This window comes from Nocardia niwae NBRC 108934 = DSM 45340, assembly GCF_001613465.1.
GTDB classification, from domain to species: domain Bacteria; phylum Actinomycetota; class Actinomycetes; order Mycobacteriales; family Mycobacteriaceae; genus Nocardia; species Nocardia niwae.
Genome location: NZ_BDCK01000044.1, coordinates 32,710 through 54,593, shown reverse-complemented (window position 1 = coordinate 54,593; position 21,884 = coordinate 32,710). Strand labels below are relative to the sequence as shown.

At 69.7% G+C, this 21,884-nt stretch carries 21 protein-coding genes and 1 pseudogene; 14 read left to right on the top strand and 8 right to left on the bottom strand.

Annotation, left to right across the window (positions count from 1 at the left end; genetic code table 11):
- Positions 1-98: 98 nt before the first annotated feature.
- Entirely contained in the window at positions 99-1,277 is a 1,179-nt protein-coding gene (locus tag NNI01S_RS27890) for an MCE family protein (RefSeq protein WP_063023621.1), read from the top strand.
- Here the strand turns inward: NNI01S_RS27890 and aztA are convergent.
- Positions 1,274-1,960, bottom strand: coding sequence for a zinc ABC transporter ATP-binding protein AztA (aztA, locus tag NNI01S_RS27885; protein WP_063023540.1), 687 nt, complete (start codon positions 1,958-1,960; stop codon positions 1,274-1,276). The two genes, NNI01S_RS27890 and aztA, sit on opposite strands and share 4 nt — an antisense overlap.
- Before the next feature lie 58 nt (positions 1,961-2,018).
- Here aztA and aztB point away from each other — a divergent pair, with 58 nt between their 5' ends.
- The 8 genes from aztB (at position 2,019) to NNI01S_RS27845 (ending at position 12,032) form a co-directional block, all read left to right on the top strand.
- Entirely contained in the window at positions 2,019-4,022 is a 2,004-nt protein-coding gene (aztB, locus tag NNI01S_RS27880; protein WP_063023538.1) for a zinc ABC transporter permease AztB, read from the top strand.
- Positions 4,019-4,936 (top strand): zinc ABC transporter substrate-binding protein AztC, encoded by a 918-nt coding sequence (gene aztC / locus NNI01S_RS27875; RefSeq protein ID WP_063023536.1) that lies wholly within the window; start codon positions 4,019-4,021, stop codon positions 4,934-4,936. The genes aztB and aztC overlap by 4 nt, the downstream gene beginning before the upstream one ends.
- A 31-nt stretch (positions 4,937-4,967) precedes the next feature.
- Positions 4,968-6,134, top strand: coding sequence for a zinc metallochaperone AztD (aztD, locus tag NNI01S_RS27870; RefSeq protein WP_063023534.1), 1,167 nt, complete (start codon positions 4,968-4,970; stop codon positions 6,132-6,134).
- 91 nt (positions 6,135-6,225) lie between these two features.
- Entirely contained in the window at positions 6,226-7,134 is a 909-nt protein-coding gene (gene bla / locus NNI01S_RS27865) for a class A beta-lactamase (protein ID WP_063023532.1), read from the top strand.
- 36 nt (positions 7,135-7,170) lie between these two features.
- Positions 7,171-7,857, top strand: a complete 687-nt coding sequence (locus NNI01S_RS27860; protein WP_063023530.1) for a hypothetical protein — start codon at positions 7,171-7,173, stop codon at positions 7,855-7,857.
- A gap of 47 nt (positions 7,858-7,904) precedes the next feature.
- Positions 7,905-9,740 carry a hypothetical protein gene (locus NNI01S_RS27855; protein WP_245676399.1) on the top strand — a complete coding sequence of 612 codons (1,836 nt, stop codon included), beginning with the start codon at positions 7,905-7,907 and terminating at the stop codon, positions 9,738-9,740.
- A 187-nt stretch (positions 9,741-9,927) separates the two neighbouring features.
- Positions 9,928-10,587, top strand: coding sequence for a hypothetical protein (locus NNI01S_RS27850; protein WP_063023528.1), 660 nt, complete (start codon positions 9,928-9,930; stop codon positions 10,585-10,587).
- A 155-nt stretch (positions 10,588-10,742) separates the two neighbouring features.
- Positions 10,743-12,032 carry a YhgE/Pip domain-containing protein gene (locus NNI01S_RS27845; protein ID WP_063023526.1) on the top strand — a complete coding sequence of 430 codons (1,290 nt, stop codon included), beginning with the start codon at positions 10,743-10,745 and terminating at the stop codon, positions 12,030-12,032.
- Positions 12,033-12,053: 21 nt separating this feature from the next.
- On the opposite strand, the gene NNI01S_RS27840 is transcribed toward NNI01S_RS27845, so the two are convergent.
- Genes NNI01S_RS27840 through fabG form a run of 4 tightly spaced genes read right to left on the bottom strand, consistent with a single transcriptional unit; the run spans position 12,054 to position 15,810 of the window.
- Positions 12,054-13,328, bottom strand: coding sequence for an ABC transporter substrate-binding protein (locus NNI01S_RS27840; RefSeq protein ID WP_063023524.1), 1,275 nt, complete (start codon positions 13,326-13,328; stop codon positions 12,054-12,056).
- A complete protein-coding gene (locus NNI01S_RS27835) occupies positions 13,325-14,146 on the bottom strand; it encodes a carbohydrate ABC transporter permease (protein ID WP_063023522.1) in 822 nt (273 codons plus the stop codon). The genes NNI01S_RS27840 and NNI01S_RS27835 overlap by 4 nt, the downstream gene beginning before the upstream one ends.
- Positions 14,136-15,002, bottom strand: a complete 867-nt coding sequence (locus tag NNI01S_RS27830; RefSeq protein WP_063023520.1) for a carbohydrate ABC transporter permease — start codon at positions 15,000-15,002, stop codon at positions 14,136-14,138. Before NNI01S_RS27830 ends, NNI01S_RS27835 begins: the two co-directional genes overlap by 11 nt.
- Positions 15,003-15,057: 55 nt before the next feature.
- Complete coding sequence (gene fabG, locus NNI01S_RS27825) at positions 15,058-15,810, bottom strand: 3-oxoacyl-ACP reductase FabG (protein ID WP_063023518.1); 753 nt, start codon at positions 15,808-15,810, stop codon at positions 15,058-15,060.
- A gap of 167 nt (positions 15,811-15,977) precedes the next feature.
- Here fabG and NNI01S_RS27820 point away from each other — a divergent pair, with 167 nt between their 5' ends.
- Complete coding sequence (locus NNI01S_RS27820; RefSeq protein WP_063023516.1) at positions 15,978-16,448, top strand: SRPBCC family protein; 471 nt, start codon at positions 15,978-15,980, stop codon at positions 16,446-16,448.
- Between the two features lie 35 nt (positions 16,449-16,483).
- Here the strand turns inward: NNI01S_RS27820 and NNI01S_RS27815 are convergent.
- Positions 16,484-17,140: pseudogene (locus tag NNI01S_RS27815) on the bottom strand (LVIVD repeat-containing protein); the annotation flags it as partial.
- Positions 17,141-17,659: 519 nt separating this feature from the next.
- Between NNI01S_RS27815 and NNI01S_RS27810 the strand changes: the two are divergent.
- Positions 17,660-18,217 carry a TetR/AcrR family transcriptional regulator gene (locus tag NNI01S_RS27810; RefSeq protein ID WP_063023514.1) on the top strand — a complete coding sequence of 186 codons (558 nt, stop codon included), beginning with the start codon at positions 17,660-17,662 and terminating at the stop codon, positions 18,215-18,217.
- Positions 18,218-18,246: 29 nt separating this feature from the next.
- Here the strand turns inward: NNI01S_RS27810 and NNI01S_RS27805 are convergent, their stop codons facing one another.
- Complete coding sequence (locus tag NNI01S_RS27805; protein ID WP_157115012.1) at positions 18,247-18,672, bottom strand: hypothetical protein; 426 nt, start codon at positions 18,670-18,672, stop codon at positions 18,247-18,249.
- 71 nt (positions 18,673-18,743) lie between these two features.
- Between NNI01S_RS27805 and NNI01S_RS27800 the strand changes: the two genes are divergently transcribed.
- Positions 18,744-19,985 (top strand): PepSY-associated TM helix domain-containing protein, encoded by a 1,242-nt coding sequence (locus tag NNI01S_RS27800; protein ID WP_084489358.1) that lies wholly within the window; start codon positions 18,744-18,746, stop codon positions 19,983-19,985.
- 212 nt (positions 19,986-20,197) lie between these two features.
- On the opposite strand, the gene NNI01S_RS27790 is transcribed toward NNI01S_RS27800, so the two are convergent.
- Positions 20,198-20,752: a peptide deformylase gene (locus tag NNI01S_RS27790; RefSeq protein WP_063023507.1), complete on the bottom strand. Its 555-nt coding sequence runs from the start codon at positions 20,750-20,752 to the stop codon at positions 20,198-20,200.
- Between the two features lie 45 nt (positions 20,753-20,797).
- On the opposite strand from NNI01S_RS27790, the gene NNI01S_RS27785 reads away from it, so the two are divergent.
- Both NNI01S_RS27785 and NNI01S_RS27780 read left to right on the top strand, forming a co-directional pair.
- Positions 20,798-21,346: a PadR family transcriptional regulator gene (locus NNI01S_RS27785; RefSeq protein WP_063023505.1), complete on the top strand. Its 549-nt coding sequence runs from the start codon at positions 20,798-20,800 to the stop codon at positions 21,344-21,346.
- A gap of 217 nt (positions 21,347-21,563) precedes the next feature.
- Positions 21,564-21,764 carry a hypothetical protein gene (locus NNI01S_RS27780; protein ID WP_063023504.1) on the top strand — a complete coding sequence of 67 codons (201 nt, stop codon included), beginning with the start codon at positions 21,564-21,566 and terminating at the stop codon, positions 21,762-21,764.
- Positions 21,765-21,884 lie beyond the last annotated feature (120 nt).

Genomic DNA, 21,884 nt, shown 5'->3' with positions numbered 1-21,884 from the left:
GTACGCCGGACGCGGTGGCTGCGGGATGCCGCCGTCTCCGCGCAGCCCGCTGCACGAAGTGATCGGTGGATTCGAAGATGAATTTCGGCAGGCAGACGATGCTGGTGACGTGGCGGCTGCTGCGGTTGAAGATCGCGGGCGCGGTGCTGATCCTGCTCGTCACCGCGGTCGTCGTGGTCGCCGTGGCGATGTACGCCGGGCGTTTCCGTCCGACGGTACCGCTCACCGTCGAGACCCCGCGTACGGGACTGGTGCTCGACGCCGATGTCAAGGTGCGGATGCGGGGCGTCGAACTCGGCCGGGTGCGCGCCGTCGAATTCCAGGGCGACCGGGCCCGTCTGCGTCTGGCACTCGATCCCGAACTGCTGCGGTTGGTGCCGGCCAATGCGACGGTGGATATCCGCTCCACCACCGTATTCGGCGCGAAGTATGTGAATTTCGTCGTACCGGGCAATCCCTCGCCGACTCCCATGCGCCCAGGATCGACGATCCACGCGGAATCGGTGACGGTGGAGTTCAATACGCTGTTCCAGCGCTTGAGCGACATCCTGGCGCAGGTCGAACCGGGCAAGCTCAACGCCACACTGGCCGCGTTGGGCGCCGCGCTGCAGGGACGCGGCGACCGGCTCGGCGATCTGCTCGCGCGTGCCGACGACTACCTGCGCCAGATCAACCCGAGCCTGCCCGCGCTGCGGCGCGATCTCTCCTCCGCAGGGCAGGTCACCGGGCTCTACGCCGACACCGCCCCCGATCTGCTGCGCACGGCGGACAACGCGACCGCGACCGGCGGGACGATCGCCCAGGGCGCGGCAGACCTGGACGCCGTGCTGCTCACCCTCATCGGCCTGGCCGACACCACCCGGTCGACGCTCACGGACAACGAGCCGGACCTCACCGCGCTGCCGGCGACCCTGCGACCGACCGCTTCGCTGCTCGACACATATTCACCCGTGCTGTACTGCGTCGTCGTCGGCATCGCGAGAGCGCTTCCCGCGGCCGAGGCCATCATCGGAGGCAACAAGCCCGGCGCCATCTTCAACGCGAGCTTCATGTATGGGGCGCGACCTTACAGTTACCCGGAGGACCTGCCCAAGGTGAACGCGACCGGAGGGCCGCGCTGTGGCGGAATCCTCGACCGAGTTCCCGATAGCCACGCCGACTACGTGGTCACCGATACCGCCGAGGGCGCGCCGTTCACTCCGTCCACCACGGTCACGCCCAACTCGCCCAAGGTCTTTCAGATCCTTTTCGCCGGAATGCCCGGCGTACCGCGCTAGTCCGACACTGAGGGGAGCTGCCCGCGCAGGACGGTGCGCGGATCGCCCTCGCCTGCGCTGCGGCCGTCCCGCAGCAGCAGGCAGTGGTCGGCGCGCAGGGCGTCCTCGTAGCTGTGCGTCGCGTGGACAACCGTCACGCCCTGCGCCCGAATGAGGTGGATCGCGTCGTTGATCTCCTGCCGTGCGGCCGAGTCCAGGCCGGTGGCCGGTTCGTCGAGCAGGAGCAAGTCGGACTCGTGGGCGAGAGCCTGTGCCAGCAGCGCACGTTGACGCTGACCTCCGGAGAGGGTGTCGAGCCGCCGCTCGGCCAGGTCGGCGATGGCCATCCGGTCCAGGCATGCGACCACGACGGCGCGATCCTGCCGGGTGAGCCGCCGCCACGCGCCGCGGTGTGCCCAGCGTCCCATGGCGACCGTCTCGCGGACGGTGATCGGCAGGGTCGCGGGAACGGTGCTGTGTTGCACGACGAATGCCGGGCGGCGCAGATGTTCCCGGCGCACGGTTCCCCCGGTGGGCGTGATGACCCCGGCAAGGACGCCGAGCAGGGTGGACTTGCCCGAACCGTTGGGGCCGACGAGTGCGGTCACCTGCCCGGCCGGGATCGCGGCGGTGAACTCGCGCAGCACCGGACGTCCTCGGTAACCGGCCGTCACTTCGGCGACGTGGACAGCGGGCGGCGGCATGGCAAGCTCCGATCATCTCATTGAAATGAAAACCGTTATCATTGTAGAGTGCTGCGTCATGGAGTGGTTGGCCCCGTTCGAGGTGTCGTTCGTGCAGCGGGCGTTGTGGGGCGGATTGCTCGTCTCGTGCCTGTGCGCGCTGGCGGGCACCTGGGTGGTGGTGCGCGGCATGGCGTTTCTCAGCGACGCGATGGCGCACGGCATGCTGCCCGGAGTCGCGATCGCCGCGCTGCTCGGCGGAAACCTGTTGCTGGGCGCGGCCTTCAGCGCCGCGGCGATGGCGGTAGGGGTCTCGGTGCTCGGGCGGGGGACCAGGTTCGCCGCGGACACCGGCATCGGATTGCTGTTCGTCGGGATGCTGTCGACGGGTGTGATCATCGTGTCGCGTTCACCCTCGTTCGCGGTCGACCTGACCGGCTTCCTCTTCGGTGACGTCCTCGCCGTCGGCGCCCGGGACCTGTGGTATCTGGCGGCGGCTTCGGTGCTCGCGGCGGCGATCTCGCTGCTGGGCTACCGGGCGTTCGTCGCGTCGACCTTCGACCCGCGCACGGCGCACACCCTCGGACTGCGCCCCCGCGTGGCGAACGCGGCGCTGATCGGCCTGGTGACGCTGGCGATCGTCGCGTCGTTCCACATCGTCGGCACGCTGCTGGTCTTCGGCCTGCTCATCGCCCCGCCCGCGGCCGCTGTCTACTGGGTCCACCGCATCCCGCTCATCATGCTCACCGCCGCGGCGCTCGGCGCGCTGGCCACCTTCGCCGGGCTGCTGATCTCGTGGCACGCGCGCACCGCCGCGGGGGCGACCATCGCGGCGACCGCCGTCGCCCTGTTCTTCGTGTCGGCGCTGTCGTCCTGGCTACGAGACCGGATCCGCTCCCTCCGGATGACCCCGAAACCGCAGGCCCTCGCCCTGGTGCTCGTTGCACTGATGCCCCTGATCGGCTGCGGTACAGGTGAATCCGCGCCCGCCGCACCGGTGTCGCACGGGTATGTGGCGGGCGCGGAGGAGACCGGCGAGGCGCAACCGCGTCTCGTCGTCGCCGACACCGCGACCGGCGCCGTGCGGGTGATCGACCTCGTCACCGAGGAGATCCAGGAACTCGGCCGGATGACCGGTGTCCACCGGGTGACCGCCGACGGGCGTTTCGCGTTCCTGTCCGCCCGCGACGCGGTGCGAATCGTGGACGCGGGCACGTGGACGGTCGACCACGGAGACCACGTGCACTATTACCGCGCACCCGCCCGCGATCTGGGTGAACTCACCGGTGGGCCGGTATCCGCCGTGCGGGCCGACAGTGCCGTCACGGCAGTGGTTTTCGAGACGGGTGCCACTACGCTGCTGGACCGGTCCGCGCTCGGCGCCGGGTCGCGGACGGAGCGCGGCGCGATCGCGGACGGAGCCGCCGTGCCGTACGCCGAGCGCCTGCTCGTGGCCGTGCCCGCTCGTGGGCGGATCGAGGTCCGGGCTCGGGACGGCGCGCCAGCGGAGGTCCTCGCGCCGCCGTGTCCGCATCCGCGCGGCTCGGCGGTGACCAGGCGGGGCGTCGTCTTCGGCTGCGCCGACGGCGCCTTGCTGGTGACGGCGCGGAACGCGGTGTTCACCGGCGAGAAGATCCCCTACCCGCAGGGCACCGCGGACGACGACCGCGCGGTCGAGTTCTTCCATCGCCCCGGTAGCGCCACGCTGGTTGCCAAGGCCGGCCGCCGGGGCGTGTGGGTGCTCGACGTCAGGAGCAAGACCTGGACCCTGGTGGACACCGGGCCGGTGGTCGCGGCGAACACGGCGGGGGAGGGCGCCGCTGTGCTGACCCTCACCGCGGACGGTTTTCTGCACGGCTACGACGTCGCGTCCGGCCGCGAGTCCGCGGCGGCGCGCCAGCTCGTCGCGCCGGTGCCCGAGGGCACCCCCGCGCCGCTGATCCTGGTCGACGAACACCGTGCCTACCTCAACGATCCCGCCGGACGGGCGATCCACGAGATCGACTACATCGACAACCTGCGCACGGCCCGCACCTTCCGCCTCGATATCGCGCCCACCTCGATCGCGGAGACCGGCCGATGAGACACGCTGCCCGATGGTTCGCGCCGGTCGTCGTCGCGCTGCTCGCGCTGACCGGATGCTCGATCGCCGGCGCGGACCGCGACCGGGTCGTCGTCACCACGAACATCCTCGGCGACCTCACCCGCGCCGTCGCCGGGGACGCGATCGAGGTCACGGTGCTCATGCCGGCGAACGCGGACCCGCACTTCTTCGCCGTCTCCGCCCAGCAGGCGGCCGAACTCGAACGCGCGAGCCTGATCGTCTACAACGGTCTGGGCCTCGAGGAGAGCGTGCTGCGCAATGTCGAGGCGGCCGAGCGGGCCGGAGTGGCGAGCGTGTCCGTCGGCGCGGCGATCGACCCGATCAGCTATACGGCGGAGGACGCGGACGGGAGGCCGGACCCGCACTTCTGGACCGACCCGGGCCGCGTACGCACGGCGGTGGAGGTCATCCGGGACCGGATCGTCGGCCGGGTGCCCGGCGCGGACGCCGCGGCCGTCCGGGCCGGCGCCGATCGCTACCTGGCCGAACTCGATCGGCTCGAGCGCTGGATGACCGAGCGGTTCGCGACGATCCCCGCCGAGCGGCGGAAGCTGGTCACCAACCACCATGTTTTCGGTTACCTGGCACGGCGATTCGGCTTCGAGGTGGTCGGCGCCGTGATCCCGGGCGGAACCACGCTCGCCTCACCGAGCCCGTCGGATCTCTCCGCCCTCGCCGGGACCATCCGGGCCGCCGGGGTGGGCGCGATCTTCGCCGACTCCTCCCAACCCGACCGCTTGGCCCGCGTGCTGGCCGAGCAAGCCGGTGTGCGCGTGCAGGTGATCTCCCTGCACTCCGAATCGCTCACCGAACCGGGCGGGGGTGCGGGCACCTACCTGGAAATGATGCGGGCCAACACCGAGGCGATCGTGCGCGGCCTCGCTGCTCCCTAGCACCGAACACCAACGAAAGACGGAGTAACCCATGCCCGTTCGATCACGAACCACGACCTCATCCGCCCTCATCGGCCTGCTGACCGTAGTGCTCGCGGGTTGCGGCGCCGACGCTTCCCCGGAGCGGGACGACCGGCGCACGACACCGATCGCCGATCCCGTCGCGATCACCTACGACGGCGGGATCCACGTACTGGACGGAACCGGTCTCGAACTCGCGGCCACGGTCGAACTCGACGGCTTCAACCGGCTCAACCCCGCGGGCGACGACCGTCATCTGATCGTCTCGACCAAAGAGGGCTTCCGCGTCTTCGACGCCGCCACCGCCGAATTCACCGGCACCGACTTCCCCGGACCCCACCCCGGGCACGTGGTCCGGCATGCCGGGCGGACGGTGCTGTTCAGCGACGGCACCGGCGAAGTCGTCGCGTTCGACTCCGCCGATCTCGCCGGCGGGCAGCCGCGGACCTCCACCTACCGTGCCGCCGCTCCGCACCACGGCGTCGCGATCGAACTCGCCGACGGCGAACTCGTCCTCACCCTCGGCACCGAGGAGAAGCGGACCGGAATCGTGGTGCTGGACAAGAACCGCGCCGAGAAAGCGCGCAACGAGGACTGCCCCGGCGTGCACGGGGAGGCGACGGCCGCGGGCGAGGCCGTGGTGATCGGCTGCGAGAACGGCGTGCTGGTCTACCGCAACGGCGTCATCGGCAAAATAGCCAGTCCGACCGAGTACGGCCGGATCGGCAACCAGGCGGGCAGCCCGGCCTCGCCCGTCGTCCTCGGCGACTACAAGCAGGACAAGGACGCCGAACTCGAACGCCCCCAGCGTGTCTCGCTGATCGATACGGTCACCGGCGCGCTGCGCCTGGTCGATCTCGGCACCAGCTACACCTTCCGCTCGCTGGCCCGCGGCCCACACGGCGAAGCGCTGGTGCTGGGCACCGACGGCCGCATCCATGTGATCGATCCCGTCGCGGGCGTCGTCGTGCGCACGATCCCGGTCACGGGCTCGTGGCAAGAACCGCTGGAGTGGCAGAAGCCGCGGCCCGCGCTGTTCGTCCGCGGCGGCACCGCCTACGTCTCGGACCCCGCCGCGAAACAGGTCCACCGTGTCGACCTGGCCACCGGAGCGAAGACGGCGAGCGTCACGCTGCCGAACACACCGAACGAAGTGAGCGGCGTGATCGGGCACTGACGCCGGGCTCTCGTCGGTGGGGACGCAGGATAATCACCGTGGCCTGCCAGGTGCTCACCCCCGCGCCGGCGCTCCGCGTGAAAGGATGCGTATGACATTGCCGCCCTCGGCAATCGGCCGCCGTGCGCTGCTGACCGCGGCGGCGCTCGTACCGCTGGCCGCGTGCGCCAGGGCCGGGACGCCGTCCTCCTCCGCTCCCACGGTGCAGGGGGACGAGCGCCACGATCGCCTGCTCGAGCTGGAGCGAAAGTACGATGCCCGTCTGGGCGTCTATGCCCGCGCCACGGGGACAGGCGTCATCGTCGCCCACCGCGCGGACGAACGATTCGCGTTCTGCTCGACGTTCAAGGGCGTGGCCGCGGCGGCGGTCTTGCAGCGCAATCCGCGGTCGCACTTGGATACCGTCGTCACCTACACCCGGGACGACCTGCTGAAGAACGCCTCCGTCACCCCGCGCCACCTGGATACGGGTATGACGATCCGTCAGTTGTGTGACGCCGCGATCCGCTACAGCGACGGCACCGCGGGCAACCTCCTGCTGCGCGATCTCGGTGGCCCCGCCGAGTTGACGGCGTTCGCGCGCAGTCTGGATGACACGGTCACCCGGATGGACCGGATCGAGCCCGCGATCACCGAAGCCACCCCGGGAGACCCGCGCGACACGACGTCGCCGAGAGCGTTCGGCGAGCTGTACCACCGCATCGTGGTGGGCGACGCGCTGCCGTCGGACAAACGTGACTTCCTGCGCGATCTGATGGAACGCAACGCGACCACGGCCGGGGCTCAGCGGATCCGGGCCGGCACACCGCAGGGCTGGACGGTGGCCGACAAGACCGGGACCGGTGACTACGGCACGCTCAACGACATCGCGATCGTGTGGCCCCCTGCTTCCGCGCCGCTCATCGTCGCCGTCATGTCCAGCAAGGCCGCCCGAGATGCCGCCTACGACCAAGCTCTCCTCGCCGAGGCCGCCGCGTACGTCGTGGACACTCTCACCTAGCGGGAAGATCATCGCCGCGCGGGCTAAGTTGGCGGAATGCCGCTGCGACACGAGCCGGACGTCTCCAAGGCCGCGTGGTTCACCGAGCGTGGCGATCCCTGGATGCAGTTGTGTTCGATCGGACCCAGTGGATTCGCGCGATATGCCCGGCTGTTCCACCCGGTCGCACCCCGCGACGATCCGTCCGATCCCGCCATCTTGCTGAATCTCGAAGGCGACCTCGACTCCGAGGTGCTGCAGCGGCTGGTCGCCATTCTCGCCGGACACACCGGCACGCCGGAGGAGTGCTATTTCGGGCTCTGGGACGGCTTCGGCGACATCCACGGCGGCTCCTCGGTGGCCGTGGCGTTCAGCGTCGGCGAGCCGGTGGATCTCACCGCCGCGCCCACCGTCGCACCGGCCTTCCCCCCGCACGTGCTCGAGGGGCCGCGCCTGCGGATTCCGGCGCGGGACTACCTGCTGTTCCGCGGGCCGCTCGGCGAGGCCGGGCAGTGGGGCGCCGCGGACCTGCTGCCGGACTGGCCACGGACGATCAACAGCCCGAATCTCATCTGGCCCGCGGACCAGGCGTGGTTCGTGGCGACCGAGATCGACCTGCCCTGGACCGGCGTCGCGGGCAGCGCCGCGCTGATCGAGGCCTTGCGAGCCGACGCGGCACTGGATACAGAGGAAGTCCAGCCGTCGAGCGACCTGTCGTATTGGCGGGACCGGCAGTTCCCCTAGCCGCGAAGGGACGAATCCCCGGCCGGCCGCCGCTACGGTGGGATGGCATGGACACCGCTGTGCTCGCCGTGCCGGAGTCGCCGCGCGTCCCTCGGGCGACCACGCGGGGCCGGTTCCGGGGGCTTCGGCACGCGCGGCCGGTGGTCGTCGTGGCCGGGTGCCTGATCGTGGCGCAGCTGATGATCCGCTGGTGGGTGGCCGACAGCGGCTTCTTCTACTGGGACGACTTCATCCTGGTGGGCCGGGCCGCCCGCTACGGACTCTGGTCGGCGGACCTGCTGCTCTACGACCACGACGGGCACTTCATGCCGCTGGCCTTCGTGACGGCCTGGGCGGTGAACGCCGTCGCGCCGCTGGTCTGGGCGGGGCCGGTGACGGTGCTGCTGCTCATGCAACTCGGCGCGTCGGTAGCCGTGGTGCGCATGCTGCTGCTTCTCCTGGGTCCCCGGTGGCCGATCCTGTTTCCGCTGGTGTTCTACCTGTTCTGCCCCCTGACCATCCCAGCGTTCGCCTGGTGGGCCGCCGCTTTGAACGCACTGCCGCTGCAGTTCGCCCTCGCCTGGGTGACCGGTGACGCGGTACTGCTGGTCCGGACCGGGCGCCGCCGATACGCACTGTCCGCAATCGCGGTGCTGGCGGCGGCGCTGCTGTTCTTCGAGAAGTCCGCGGTCGTTCCGTTCGTCGCGTTCGCCGTCACGGCACTGGCCCGGCACGTCGACGGTGGCCAGGCGCCGATTCGGGTGGTGGCGCGGCGGGGCGCGGCGCTGTGGGCCGGTTCGAGCGCGGTCCTGGTCTGTTGGTCGATCGTCTATCTGGTGGTGGTCGACGGTCCCGGCTTGCCCGACCGATGGAACGAGTTGCGCGATCTGCTGCCCGGCGCCGCGTCCCTGGGGATCGTGCCCGCCCTGTTCGGCGGGCCCTGGGTGTGGGAACGGTGGCTACCGTCGACGCCGTGGGCGGATCCGCCGGGGTGGGCTGTGCTGTCGGCCTGGCTCGCGCTGGTCGCGGTGGCGGCGCTGACAATGCGCGCCCGGAAGCGGATCGGGGCGGTCTGGCTGACGGCCGCGGCTTACGTCCTGATCGCACAGCTGGCGGTGGCGCTGGCCCGCGGCGGACCGAACACCGCGGGGGAGTTGATGCAGTCGCTGCGCTACTTCGCCGACACGGCGGTGGTCCTGGCGGCCGCGGGTGCGCTCATGCTGCGGGCGCGTCCCCAGCCGTCCCGGGTGCCTGCGCGCGCGGCCCGGTCCGTGACCGTCGCGGTGACGGTCGTGTTCGTCGTCAGCAGTCTCTGGTCCACCGCGACGTTCGTGCGCTCATGGCGCGTCGGCCCGACCGAAACCTATATCACCACCGTGAAATCCGGTTTGAGCGCATGGGACGGCGCGCCCCTGCTCGAGCAGGAAGTGCCGTGGAACGTGCTGAACCCGCTGGCCTACCCCCAGAATCTGACCAAGAACGTGCTGGCGCCGATCGCCGCTCCCGGCGCGTTCGCCGACTCGACGCCGCACCTGCGGATGATCACCGACAACGGCGCGATCGTCGACGCGGCGGTCTGGTGGAACCGGATCATCCTCCCCGGCCCGGAGCCGGGTTGCGGGCACCGGATCCACGGCTCCGCCCCGGTGCGCTTGCCGCTCGACGGCCCGATGCTCGACAACAAGTGGACCGCGCAACTCAACTACCTCGCCGGCGGCGACGGGCGGATCACCGTCGCGCTCGAACACGGGCAAGCGGTGACCGCGCCGGTACGGAAAGGCCCGAACACCGTGTTCGTTCGCGTCATCGGCAGCGGCTCGGCACTTCGAATCGCCTCCGCGACCGCGGGGCTCGAGCTGTGCATCGGCGTGGGTCCGGTGGGTGTGGCTTCCTACGACAACTGAACCGCACTCGCCGGGCCTGCCGCCGCTCGACCGCTGATGACCGGGCCGAACACCTCAACGGACTGGCGTATCACGACCGCCTTCGAGGCGGTTTGCCGTGCCGCCGCCCCGGCATGCCAATAGTTGATGGTATCCGCGGATTTGATTATTTCATCACCAAAGCTTGACGATGATTTCGTCGTAACTGATGATCTACTCCGAATGGTCGGCGGTGATGTCCTCGCGCATCGACCGCTCGGCCCGCGCCCCGTCCGGACAAGTGAGGACCTCCATGACCCATCCCCGATTCCGCAGGAAGATGAGCAGGCGTCGCGCCCTGGGTGGCGCGGTCGCGGGAACGCTCGCCGCCGCCGCCGCGACGGCGGCGATCGCTCATGCGAACCCGGCTCGCGCCCGGCAACCCGCGCCGTCGGGCACCTACCGGATCGACCTGCACGCGCACTTCCTCCCGCCGGACTACCGCGCGGCGTTGCTCGACCACGGTCACGTCACCATCGGCGGATACCCGACGCCGGACTGGTCGCCGGAACAGGCCCTGGCGTTCATGGACTACTACGGCATCCGGCCGTCGATCCTCGACACCCAACGACAGATCGCGAACTTCTACTACGACACCGCGCTGAGCGGGTCGGCCGCAGCGATGGCGGGCGTGCTCGCGGTCAGCTCGCGCGACCACATCGTCTTCGGCTCGGACTGGCCGTTCAGCGCGCTCACTCTCCCGCAATCGGGTAGCAGTGATCCGGCTCCCGGGCTCAGCGACGTCTTCGACGCCGATCAGCGGATGGAGGTCGAGCGGATCAACCCGCTGCGGCAGTTGCCCCGGCTGGCGGCGGCGGTCGATGCGTGAGCGCGCCCTGCCTCATCGGGTCCGCCGGTTGCCCGGCGAAACTCCGCGCCGCGGTGCCCCGATGCCCGCGTGCACGGTGAAGGATAACCAAGAGTTCGCCGAACGTATCCGCGCCGCCGAGTAGTACTTGTCACCGCCGCGAGAGGAGCCGTCCCATGGCAGCGAAACCCACGCCGGTCCGTACCTGGACCCGGCCCATCGTCGTCGTCACGCTGCTCATGGCGTTGCTGTCGGTGATGTACCTCGGCTACGTCGTCAACCCCGAGAAGAACCTGCACGACCTGCCGCTGGCGGTCGTGAACCAGGACGTCGGCGACACGCTCGGCGGGAAGCAGGCCGATGTCGGCAGACAGATCACCGAGGCGCTCACCGCGCAGGTCCCGGCCGACAAGGTCGACCTGCGCGTCATCTCGATCACCGAAGCGCAGCGACAGCTGCGTGACGGCAAGATCTACGGTGCGATCGTCATCCCGAGCGATTTCACGAAGCGGCTCGCGATCCTGGGCGCCGCGGGAGTGGTCGCCGGGAAGGTCGACCGGCCGGTGATCACCGTCGAGACCAATCCGCGCACCGGCACGTACGCGACCCAGATCACGCTCCGCATCGCCGAACAGGCGCTGGACGAGGTGAACGCCACCGTCGGACGACAGCTCACCGCGGCCGTCGACGAACAGCTCCGTTCCTCGGGCGGACCGGCGCCGCAGCTGGCCGGTGCCAGCCAATTGCAGCTCGCCGAACCGATCGACGTGGTGGTCGCGCCGTATCGGCCACTGCCGGAAGGCACCGGCGGCGGGCTGTCGGCGTTCTTCTACACGCTGCTGGTCCTGCTGGCGGGATTCACCGGCGCCATGATCATCCACACCATGGTGGACGCCTCGCTCGGCTTCACTCCGACCGAGTACGGACCCTGGTATGTGCACTATCCGCCCACCCCCATCTCCCGGCTGCGCACGCTGCTGCTGAAATGGGGCGTTCTCGCCGTCGCCGCGCCGATCGTGTCCGCCGTGTTCCTCGCGGTCGCCACGGCTCTGGACATGCCTATCGACAAAGCGCTACTGCTGTTCCTCTACTCCACGTTCGCCATCCTCGCCGTGGGCGTCACCGCGTTGTCGATACTCGCCGCCTTCGGCGCCGCGGGCATGCTCGTCAACCTGATCCTGTTCATCGTGCTCGGGCTGCCCTCGGCAGGCGGAACCGTGCCTATCGAAGCGACGCCGACCTACTTCGCCTGGCTGTCCACCTTCGAGCCGATGCACCAGGTGTTCCTCGGTGTCCGCGCCATCCTGTACTTCGAGGCCAGCGGCCCGGCGGGCCTGGAGCGGGGCGTCTGGATGGCACTGCTCGGCCTGGTCATCGGACTGTGCTCCGGTGCGGCGGTGACGGCGTTCTACGACCGGAAAGGATTGTCGCGCACCGCGGATCGCGGCCGGGAAGCCACGAACTGATCCGATGGCGCGCCGCACCGCTCAGTTCTCCGCGACCGCCTCCTCGGCCGCGGAACGGGCACGGGACAGCGCCTCCGGTACCGGAATCCGGCCCAGATACATTTCGGCGAGGATCGGGTCGACGGCGCGCAGCGCGGCCGGGAACCCCGGCCCGCCACCGGAGCTGCTGCGCGGGCCGCGCAGCACGTCGAAGAAGGGCGAGACGTCGACTCCCCGCCCGGCCCAGTAGTCGCGATAGCGCTGCTGTTCGGCGACGACTGCCGGGACGGTGGCGCCGCCCTCGGCCAGGTAGCGATTGCCCGCGCCGCTGCCGAGCCAGGCCAGAATCCGGCGCACCGCCTCGGGATGCCGGGTGGCCGCGTTGCCGGCGACGCCGATCGCGTTGTTCGTGCTCACCCGCCCGGCCGGGCCCTCGGGCAGCAACGCGACGCCCCAGCCGAAGCGGGCCTGCTCGGAGATCTGCGCGAGATTGAACGTTCCGGACTGCAACAGCGCCAGCTTGCCTTGCAGGAAAGCGTTCTTCGCGAAGTCGGGATTGGTGTTGGTGTCCGCGGCCGAGGGCGTGAGTCCCTCGGCGATCAACCGCACCAGATAGTCGAACGCCGCCACGCCCTGCGGGCTGTCGAAGGCGAAGTGATCGCGCTCGTCCTGGAAGCGCCCGCCCGCCGAGCCCAGATAGGGCAGCTCGACGGACTGGAAGTCGTGGCCCGCGTTGTAGGCGTACGGGGCGACCGCCGCCAGTCTGCGCAGCAGTGGTCGGAACGAGTCGTCCCCATTCGGATTCCACCGCAGCGCGTTCAGTTCCCCTGGATCCACGTGCGCGGTGGCGAGCAGGTCCCGGTTGTAGTAGACCGCCGTCCCGGCATCGACGAATTGCGGCACGGCCCAGAGTTTTCCGCCGCGCGTGTATTGCGCTACCGCCGACGGATCCCAGGCTGTCGCCGCCCCGGGGCCGAGTGCCGCCCCGATGTCGATCAAGCGTCCGGCGTCGGCGTAGTCCTCGTACAGGTTGGTCCAGAACAGATCCTCGGCGGTGCCCCCGGCCACGTCCAACCGCAGCTTCTGCTGATACGACGACCACGGCACCACCGTGATCCGCACTTCGATGTCCGGATTCGCCCGTTCGAATTCCGCGAGCGAGGCGCGATAAGCGGGGACGAGACTCTCGTCCCAGATCCGCAGCCCCAGCACGGTGCGGCCGGACCCGTCGCCGTCGCGGCCGAGCCACAAGACGGCCGCGATCAGCAGCACCGCGGCGAGCGCGAGGGCGACCACCACGCGTGTCGAGGTCCTCATTTCACTCCCGTCCACGCGATCGAGCGCAGCACCTGTCGCTGGAAGATCACGAACAGCACCACCAGTGGCGCGATGGCCAGCGTCGTGGCCGCCAGCACCAGCGTCCACTGCGCGTTGTACCGGGTTTGCAGATTCGCCGTCGCCACGGTCAGCACCTGCCACGAGCGGCCGCTGCTCGCGACCAGCGGCCACATGAAATTGTTCCACTGCGAGACGATCGTGATGAGCGTCAAGGTCGCCAGCACCGGCCTGCTCATCGGCACCATCACGTGTACGACGATGTCGAGGGTGTTCGCGCCGTCGAGCCGCGCCGCGCCGATCAACTCCTGCGGGATCGCCCGGAAGTACTGGCGCAGCAGGAATATCGCGTAGGGCGAGCCGAACACGAACGGCAGCACCAGCGCCCAGAACGTGTTCAGCAGATCCAGGCGCGCGAACATCAGATAGAGGGGGATGAGCGTCACCATCGGCGGCACCATCACGGTGGCCAGGTACACCCAGAACAACGCGTCGCGGCCCGGGAATTCGGTGCGGGCGAACGCGTAGGCCGCCAGCACCGAGGTGACCAGCTGGCCGCCGGTGACCAGCAGCGTCATCAGCGCGGTCACCAGCACCGCGCGCCCGAACCCGTAGTCCAGCACGGTCCGGAAGTTCTCCGCGGTGGCCGGATGCGGAAGGGCCAACGGCGACCCGGTGGCGAACTGCTCGGGCGTCTTGACCGCGGTGAGCGCGCTGAGCAGCAGGGGAGCGACGGTCAGCAGCGCGCCGACGGTGAGTACCGCGTAAGCCGCGGCCGAACGGAGGCGATCAGAGCTCATAGGTGGTCCGATTCCGGAAGTAGCGGTGCTGCGCCACGGTGATCGCGAACATCACCGCGAACACCACGAGCGCCATGACCGCGGCGCGGCCCGGACGCGCCGCGTCGAAAGCCTCGGTGAAAATCCGCATCGCGAGGACGTCCGTGCGATCGCCCGGCCCGCCCTTGGTCAGCGCGTACACGGTGTCGAAGGTCTGGAACGCGCTCAGCACGCCGGTGACCAGGACGAAGAACATGGTGGGACGCAGCAGCGGCAGGATCAGCCAGCGGATCCGCCGCCAGCCGGTGGCCCCGTCCAGCGCTCCCGCGTCGAGGATCTCGTCCGGTATCGCGCGGATCCCTGCCACGAAGAACAGCGCCACGTATCCGAAGTTCGCCCACACGCTCACCGCGGCCACCGAGGGCAGCGCCAGCGCCGGATCCGACAACCACTCGACGCGGCGGCCGAGTACGGCGTTGACGGCGCCTCCGGTGGGCGCGAACATCCACTGCCACACCACACCGACCGCCACCGGTGCGCACATCCACGGCAGCGCGTACATGACCCGCAGGCTCGTCGCGCCGCGCCGTCGCGCCAGCAGCGCCGCGACCGTGAAGCCCAGCACGGTCTGCGCGGGCACCACGATCGCGGTCAGCGCGAGCGTTACCAGCAGGGCGTGGCCGAACGCCGCGTCGGTGAGCACCGAGCGCCAGTTGCGCAGGCCCACGAATTCCGCCGGTCCCAACAGGTTCCAGCTGTGCAGACTGAGCCAGGCCACCACCAGGATCGGCCCGATCAGGAACGCGCCGACGCCGAAGAGGCTCGGCAGCAGCAGAACATAGCTCGTCACGCTACGACGAGCCCCACGCCGGTTCATGTGCTGCGACGTTACCGTCCCCGTCGGCCGCTACCCGGCGGGCGGGGCTGCGCTGTCAGTTGGTCGGACCGCCCGCCACGTAGATCACCTGGCCGGATACGAAGCCCGCGCCCTCGCTGACGAGAAACGAGGCGGTGTGCGCGATGTCCTCCGGAGCTCCCACGCGCTGCACGGGAATCTGCGTGGCTGCGGCTTTCTGGAAGTCCTCGAACGAGACGCCGACGCGCTCGGCGGTGGCGGCGGTCATGTCGGTGACGATGAATCCGGGCGCGATGGCATTGGCCGTAACGCCGAACTTGCCCAGTTCGAAGGCCAGGGTCTTGGTGAAGCCTTGCAGGCCTGCCTTCGCCGCCGAGTAGTTGACCTGGCCGCGATTGCCGAGCGCGGAGGTGCTGGACATGTTCACGATCCGACCCCACTTCTGCTCGACCATGTACTTCTGCACCGCCCGGGTGAGCAGGAAAGCGCCGCGCAGGTGCACGCCCAGCACCGCGTCCCAGTCCGCGACGCTCATCTTGAACAGCAGGTTGTCGCGCAGGATGCCGGCATTGTTCACTACCACGGTCGGTGCGCCGAGTTCGTTCTCCAGCTGCTGTACGGCGGCGGCGACCGACTCCTCGTCCGACACGTCCGCGCCCAGCGCGACGGCCTGCCCGCCCGCCTCGGTGATCGCGCGGACCGTATCGGCGCAGGCCGCCGCCTCCAGGTCGAGCACACCGACACGAAGCCCGTCCGCCGCCAGGCGCTTGGCGATCGCCGCGCCGATCCCTCGTGCGGCGCCGGACACTACTGCTACTCGCTCGCCCATGAGCGCGTCCCTTTCGTCGGTCGGATGTCGGATCAGTCATACCGCACCGTCCCGCCGCCGTGGCCGGGACCGGCCGTCGATCACTCGGCCCGGATCGTAGGCGGGGATTTTCACCGGTCTCGAGCAGAAGGGTTGTCCAGTTCCCGGCCCGATGTTTCGATCGGCACGTGACCGACCAGAACGAGGTTCCCCGTATCGTCAGCGCCAGCCGCGAGATCAACGCGGGCCCGGCGGAAATCTTCGAACTCATCGCCGATCCCGCCGAGCAGCCGCGCTGGGACGGCAACGACAACCTGGCCGAGGCCGCGACGGGGCAGCGGGTGCGCCAAGCGGGGGCGGTGTTCAGCACCACCCTGACCAACGGAGCCGTGCGCGACAACCACGTGGTGGAGTTCGCCGAGGGCAGCCGCATCGCGTGGCGCCCGTCGGAGCCCGGCAAGCAGCCGCCCGGCCACCTCTGGCGCTGGGAGCTGGAGCCGGTGGGCGAGGGCCGCACCCGGGTCACCCACACCTATGACTGGACGTCGCTCACCGACGAGAAGCGCCAGGTCCGCGCCCGCGCGACCACCGCGGACAAGCTGTCGGCCTCGCTCGACCGTCTCGCGGGACTCGCCGAGCAGCAAGCGGTTTCGTCGTAACCGTCAGCGTGGGGCGGCGTCTCGGGCCAGCAGCAGGCGATCTCTCGGATGGCCGACGGGTCCCGGACATCGAAGACACGGATGCCCGAGGACGTCCAGCTGCACGCCAGCGCCGTCGGGTCGGCCGCCCGGTCCGCGGCGCAGTAGTGCGCGTCGTAGGCGAACAGCGAGCCGCCCGCGGCGGAAGCCATTGCGGTGTCCTGATTCTCGGGCAGGTTGATCTCGAGTTCGACGGTTTCGACGATGCGCGGATTCGTCGGGTCGGCGACGTCGATGAGTTTGACACCCCCGGATCCCGCTTCGTCGGTGGCGAACACATAGGGCCTGCCGGCATAGGTGACCGGGATATTGTGCTGGCTGGCCCAGCCATCGGTCCAGGTGAGGTGGGCGAGCTCGCGCACCTGCGGGCTGGGATCGCGGCGCTGCACGGCACTGACGTCCAGGATCATCAGCCCGCCCATGTTGTTCGCCAGGTACAGGAGGCCGCCGTCGGGACTGAGCCCGAAGCCGTGCATGGACAGACCGGGGAGGCCCTGCCAGACCACCCGCGGAGCGGCGGGGTCGGTGAGGTCGATGGCGCTGACCAGCCCGGGCGCGACGCCCGAACTCCAGTAGGTGTTGCCGTCGGGCGAGAACCCGCCCTCATGGGCGGTGATCGGCAACGGCATCGCCAGATCGGTTCCCGGTCCGGGCTATGGCGCCGATCTCCTGGATCTGCCCTGAGGGGACGGGCGCCGGTTGGGCGGCCACGATGCCGATGGGCAGGAGAACCGCTGCGGCGACGACGGTCGCTCCGGAGCGCCGGACCCAGCTGGTGATGGACGAAGTCATGGATGTACCGGCCCTCGGCGGTGAGGGCGCCTTTCCCGTGTGCTCGGTTACCGGTCCCCTGCGAGCTCGGACGGCTGATGGTCGGTTCCGAGCGTCGCTGGTGCGGCCGTCGGGGTGGCGGCAGCGTCGTGGTGTATCCGAACGACCCGGTGGGGCGTGGTGGCGTCGAGCGAGCGCCGGATCCGGCGTGGCGCGACGGCGTGCTATCCGCCGAGCCGGGCCGATCGGGCCCATCGCCATGCCGGACACTATTGTCCGGTTACCTGGTAGTGTGCGTGAGGTCACGGCGCCGCGTCAATGGGGTGCGGCTCACCTTCGGGCGCCGCGGGGGCTTTCCGGCGTGTGCGGTGGCCCCGCTCGGGTCCGGTAACGTGGCCCGAATGACCTCGCCACGCCGTGTGAACAGGGGGCCGAAGGCGGCGGCCGACAACCGGGCGGCCTTGATCCAGGCGGCGCGAGATGTCTTCGCCGACAGCGGATTCGACGCGCCGTTCAGCTCCATCGCGCGGGCCGCCGGAGTCGGGCAGGGCGTGCTCTACCGGCACTTCCCGACCCGGGAGAGCATCGCGCTGGCGGTGTTCGAGGAGAACATCGATGGTATCGAGGCGCTGGCAGCCGATCCCGCGGTCACCGTGGACGACCTGCTCGCGATCATGGTCGACCAGATCACCACCTCGGCGGCCTTCATCGCGATGATCCATCCCACCAACACCGAGGACATGCGCCTGTTCGAGGTGGCGCGCCGGCTGATCACCCTCATCGCGGAGAAGCTCGAGGACCCGGCTCAGCGCGGCACGATCAGTGCGGACATCACCACCGCGGACGTGGTCCTGGCCCTGGCGATGCTCGCGGCCGTGCTGTCGAAGACCGACGCGCAGTCGAAGAAGGAGACCGCTCGGCAGGCGTGGGCGCTGCTGGACCGCGCGCTGCGTGGCTGACGGCGGGGGAGCGGGCCGAGGGCCCGCGTTCAGCACGCGCGATCGATCGATGTCAGCGCGTCTGCCACGCGCTGGAACGAGCGGATGATGTGCAGCAGGCCGTTGGTGAATTCGCGTTGCCCGACGTCTATTCCGGTTTCCGAGGACCAGCGGGCGAGCAACCGGTTTACCGTGGCGTCGGCGCCGCGGGTGCGCAATCGCACCGCGACGGCATGTGTTTGTCGCTGTTCCGAATCGTGCACGGTGACAACGCTTTCAGCGGTGTGTGCGGCGGAGTCGGTGATGATGTCGACCAGTTCGACGAGCTCGTCGGCGAGCCCGATCAGATCGTGGATCTGCGCGATCTCGGCGGCGATCGCCATGTGTCCGATGCAGCAGCGCAGCAGGAGGGCGAGCCTGCGCGGGTGCCCGGGCAGCGGGCGGACCGGCGCGCCCGAGGGTGTGAGGCTCGCCAAGCGATGCCGGATGCTGAACGGGGCGTCCTGCCTGCGCTGGGAAGGCCGACTTTTTAAGTTAGCCTACCCTTATGAACGCTCTCGCGGTGGTGCACGAGCCCGGCAAGCGGACCGTCCGAGCGCGCAAGCGAGCCCGAAAGCCGGTGCGCCGCAGACTGATCGTGATCCACCGCTGGTCGGCGTTGCTGCTCGGCCTGGTCCTGGTGATCCAGTCGACCTCGGGCGCGATCCTGCTCTATCACGCCGAACTGTTCCGGGCCCAGCACGCCTCGTTCTATCGGCACACCGACGGGCCGCCGGTGCTCGACGGCGAGCAGGCCGTCGCGCTGGTTCGCGCCACCGATCCCGATTTCGACGTCGGCTGGGTCGGTACGGACGGCGGTGTGCTCGTAATCGGGAACATCGAGTACACCGCCGCCTACTCCGTCGATCCCGGCACCGGCTCGATCAACCAGCGGGTGCAGCTGACCGACGGACTCTTGGGCTGGCTGGCCAATCTGCACAACTGCGCCTTCGGCTGTCCGCGTTACTCCGGCGCGATCCCGCTTCTGGAGAACCAGGCGCCGTTCGTCCACATCAAGTGGGGTGCGGTGATCGTGGGCTCGCTCGGGCTGCTGCTGGTATCGCTGGCGGTGTCCGGTGCGGTGATCTGGTGGCCGACGCTCGCGCGGCTGCGCCATGGGTTCCGGGTCCGGCTGCGGAAGGGGCGCTTCGCCCGGGACCGCGACCTGCACGACGTCATCGGCATCATCGCCGTGCCGTTCCTGCTGGTGTGGGGCATCACCGGCATCACCATCGAATGGCCTGCCGTGCAACGCGCCTGGCTCGTCGCGACCGGAGGCAACACCACCCTCGAACGCACCGAAAGGTCCTTCTTGCCGCGATCGGGCGGTGCGGGCCGGGCCCCGCTCTCCATCGGCGAGGCCGGTGCGATCGCGCACCGAGCCGCCCCGGGCAGGCTCGCCTACCTCGTACTGCCCACGAACAACGCCCCCTACTACCGCGCCGCGGTCGCCGGGGCCTATTCCCCGCGCGAGCACCGCCTGCTCTACAGCGGCGACGTACTGGTCTATGTGAACGCCTACGACGGCTCCGACATCAAGGTGGTGGACGCGAGCCACGACCGTCCGCTGGCGAACACCTTCTACGCCAAGGTCTTCGAACCCGCCCACTTCGGCTGGCTGGTGAACGGGTGGTGGCGGCTGATCTGGCTGGCTTTCGGCCTGACTCCGCTCGCCCTCGCCGTCACCGGTCTGTCCACCTGGCTGGTGCGGCGCCCGGCCCGCCACCGACGCCACCGTGCGGCGGCGTAACCGTGGGCGACGACTGGATCACCTGGCGGGTGAAGACCGCGCCGGGGACGTCGATGTGGTTCGCCGCGGCGACATCCCCCGACGCGGGTGTCCGGGTCCGCGGTGCCGTATCCGTCGCGGCATCGTTCGCAACGCATCGCCCGCTACGGCGGCGATTCAGGCCGGGTGCGAAGTGCCCGGGTGCCGACTCGGAACTCGAGGGCCCCTTGTGATCACGGGTTATCCGTGCCGGGCAGCCAACTGTTGCCCGGGTGGGTCCAGCGCCGGTCTCTGATCATGCGGCGGGCGGCTCGCTTGTTTCTGCCGAGCAGACGTTCCAGATACAGGCGGCCGGTGAGGTGGTCGGTCTCGTGCTGGAGGCAGCGGGCGAGATAGCCGGTGGCTTCCACGGTGACCGGGCGTCCGGTGCGATCGACGCCGGTGACCTCGGCCCACCGCGCCCGCCCGGTCGGAAACCACTCGCCCGGTACCGACAGGCACCCCTCCAAGTCGTCGGGGTCCGGCATCGTCTCGGGAAGCGGCGAGGTGCGCAGGACCGGATTGATCACGTGGCCCCGGTGCCGCCGACCCGCGTCGACCAGGTCGTAGACGAATACCGCGCGTGGGTCCCCGATTTGGTTGGCGGCCAGGCCCGCCCCGTTGGCGGCGGTGTTGGTCTCGAACAGGTCGTCGACGAAAGCGGCGAGATCGTCGTCGAAAACGGTGACGGGAACGGCGGGCGTGGTCAGCCGGGGATCGCCGGCGATGAGGATCGGTCGGACAGCCATACTGGCAGGGTACTCAAATGCGAGTACTCGTGACAGACTAGGCGAGTGAACGAAACCAGGTTGTTCGTCCTCGCCGCGCTGGCCAAACGTGGCCCCATGCACGGCCATCAGCTGCGCCGCGACGCTCGCCTGGATCGCGCCGACCTGTGGTCGCGGGTGAAGCCCGGGTCGCTCTACGGCGCTTTGCACCGGATGGCGGGCGAAGGGTTGATCCGGCCGCTGCGCACCGAACAGGACGGCGCGCTGCCCGCCCGCACCGTCTACGAGATCACCGATGAAGGGCGCCGGGAGCTGCGGGCCCTGCGCGACGAAGCGTTCACCGAAGTGGACATCCGGCCCGACCCGGTGGATCTCGCGCTGGCCGTCAGCGCCGATCTCGACCGCGAGGTGCTGCGCGGATACCTCGAAGAGCGGCTGGCCGCACTGCGTGCGCGCCGTTCCCGCGTCGACCATCAGCTCGACCGGCGCTGGCCCGATCAGAACACCGCCGACGACCTCGTCGTCGAGCACGCCACCATGCGAATCCAGGTCGAAATCGATTGGCACGAAAAGGTACTCGCCGATATCGACAAACTCGACGCGCCGCGTTCGTGACCCGTGAAGGCCGCTCTCCCCGGCCGGGTTCTGACCTGGGCTCATCGCGGGCGTTCGGACAACCGATGACGGGTGTTCGCCTGGTTCATTGTGCGGCAGTTCTTTTCGATCGTGTGACGATGCGCCGACGTTGATTGGGGTGGCGAGTGCCGGGTAGCACGAAGACGTGGCGCACAGAGCCACAGTCGGTTTCATCCGCTACCGAAAGGAGCAAGTGATGGCAGACCAGAACAACCCCGGGCAGTTCGGCAACCGCTCCGACACCGAGGAGCAGGCGCGCCGCGGCGGCCAGGCCAGCACCGGCAGCTTCGGCGACCGCAACTCCGCCGATCCGAGCGCGGCCGGGCGTAAGGGCGCGCAAGCCCAGCCCACCGAGGCCAAGGCGCGTGGCGGCCAGCACAGCCACGCCGGTCGCTGACGTCGATCGGACAACACGGGCCGGGCGGTATAACCGCCCGGCCCGTTTCGTGTCTCCAGGTGCTGGTTTCAGAGGGCCCCGCTGTGCACGGGATCGGAGGCGATCGTTCGCGCAGCGATC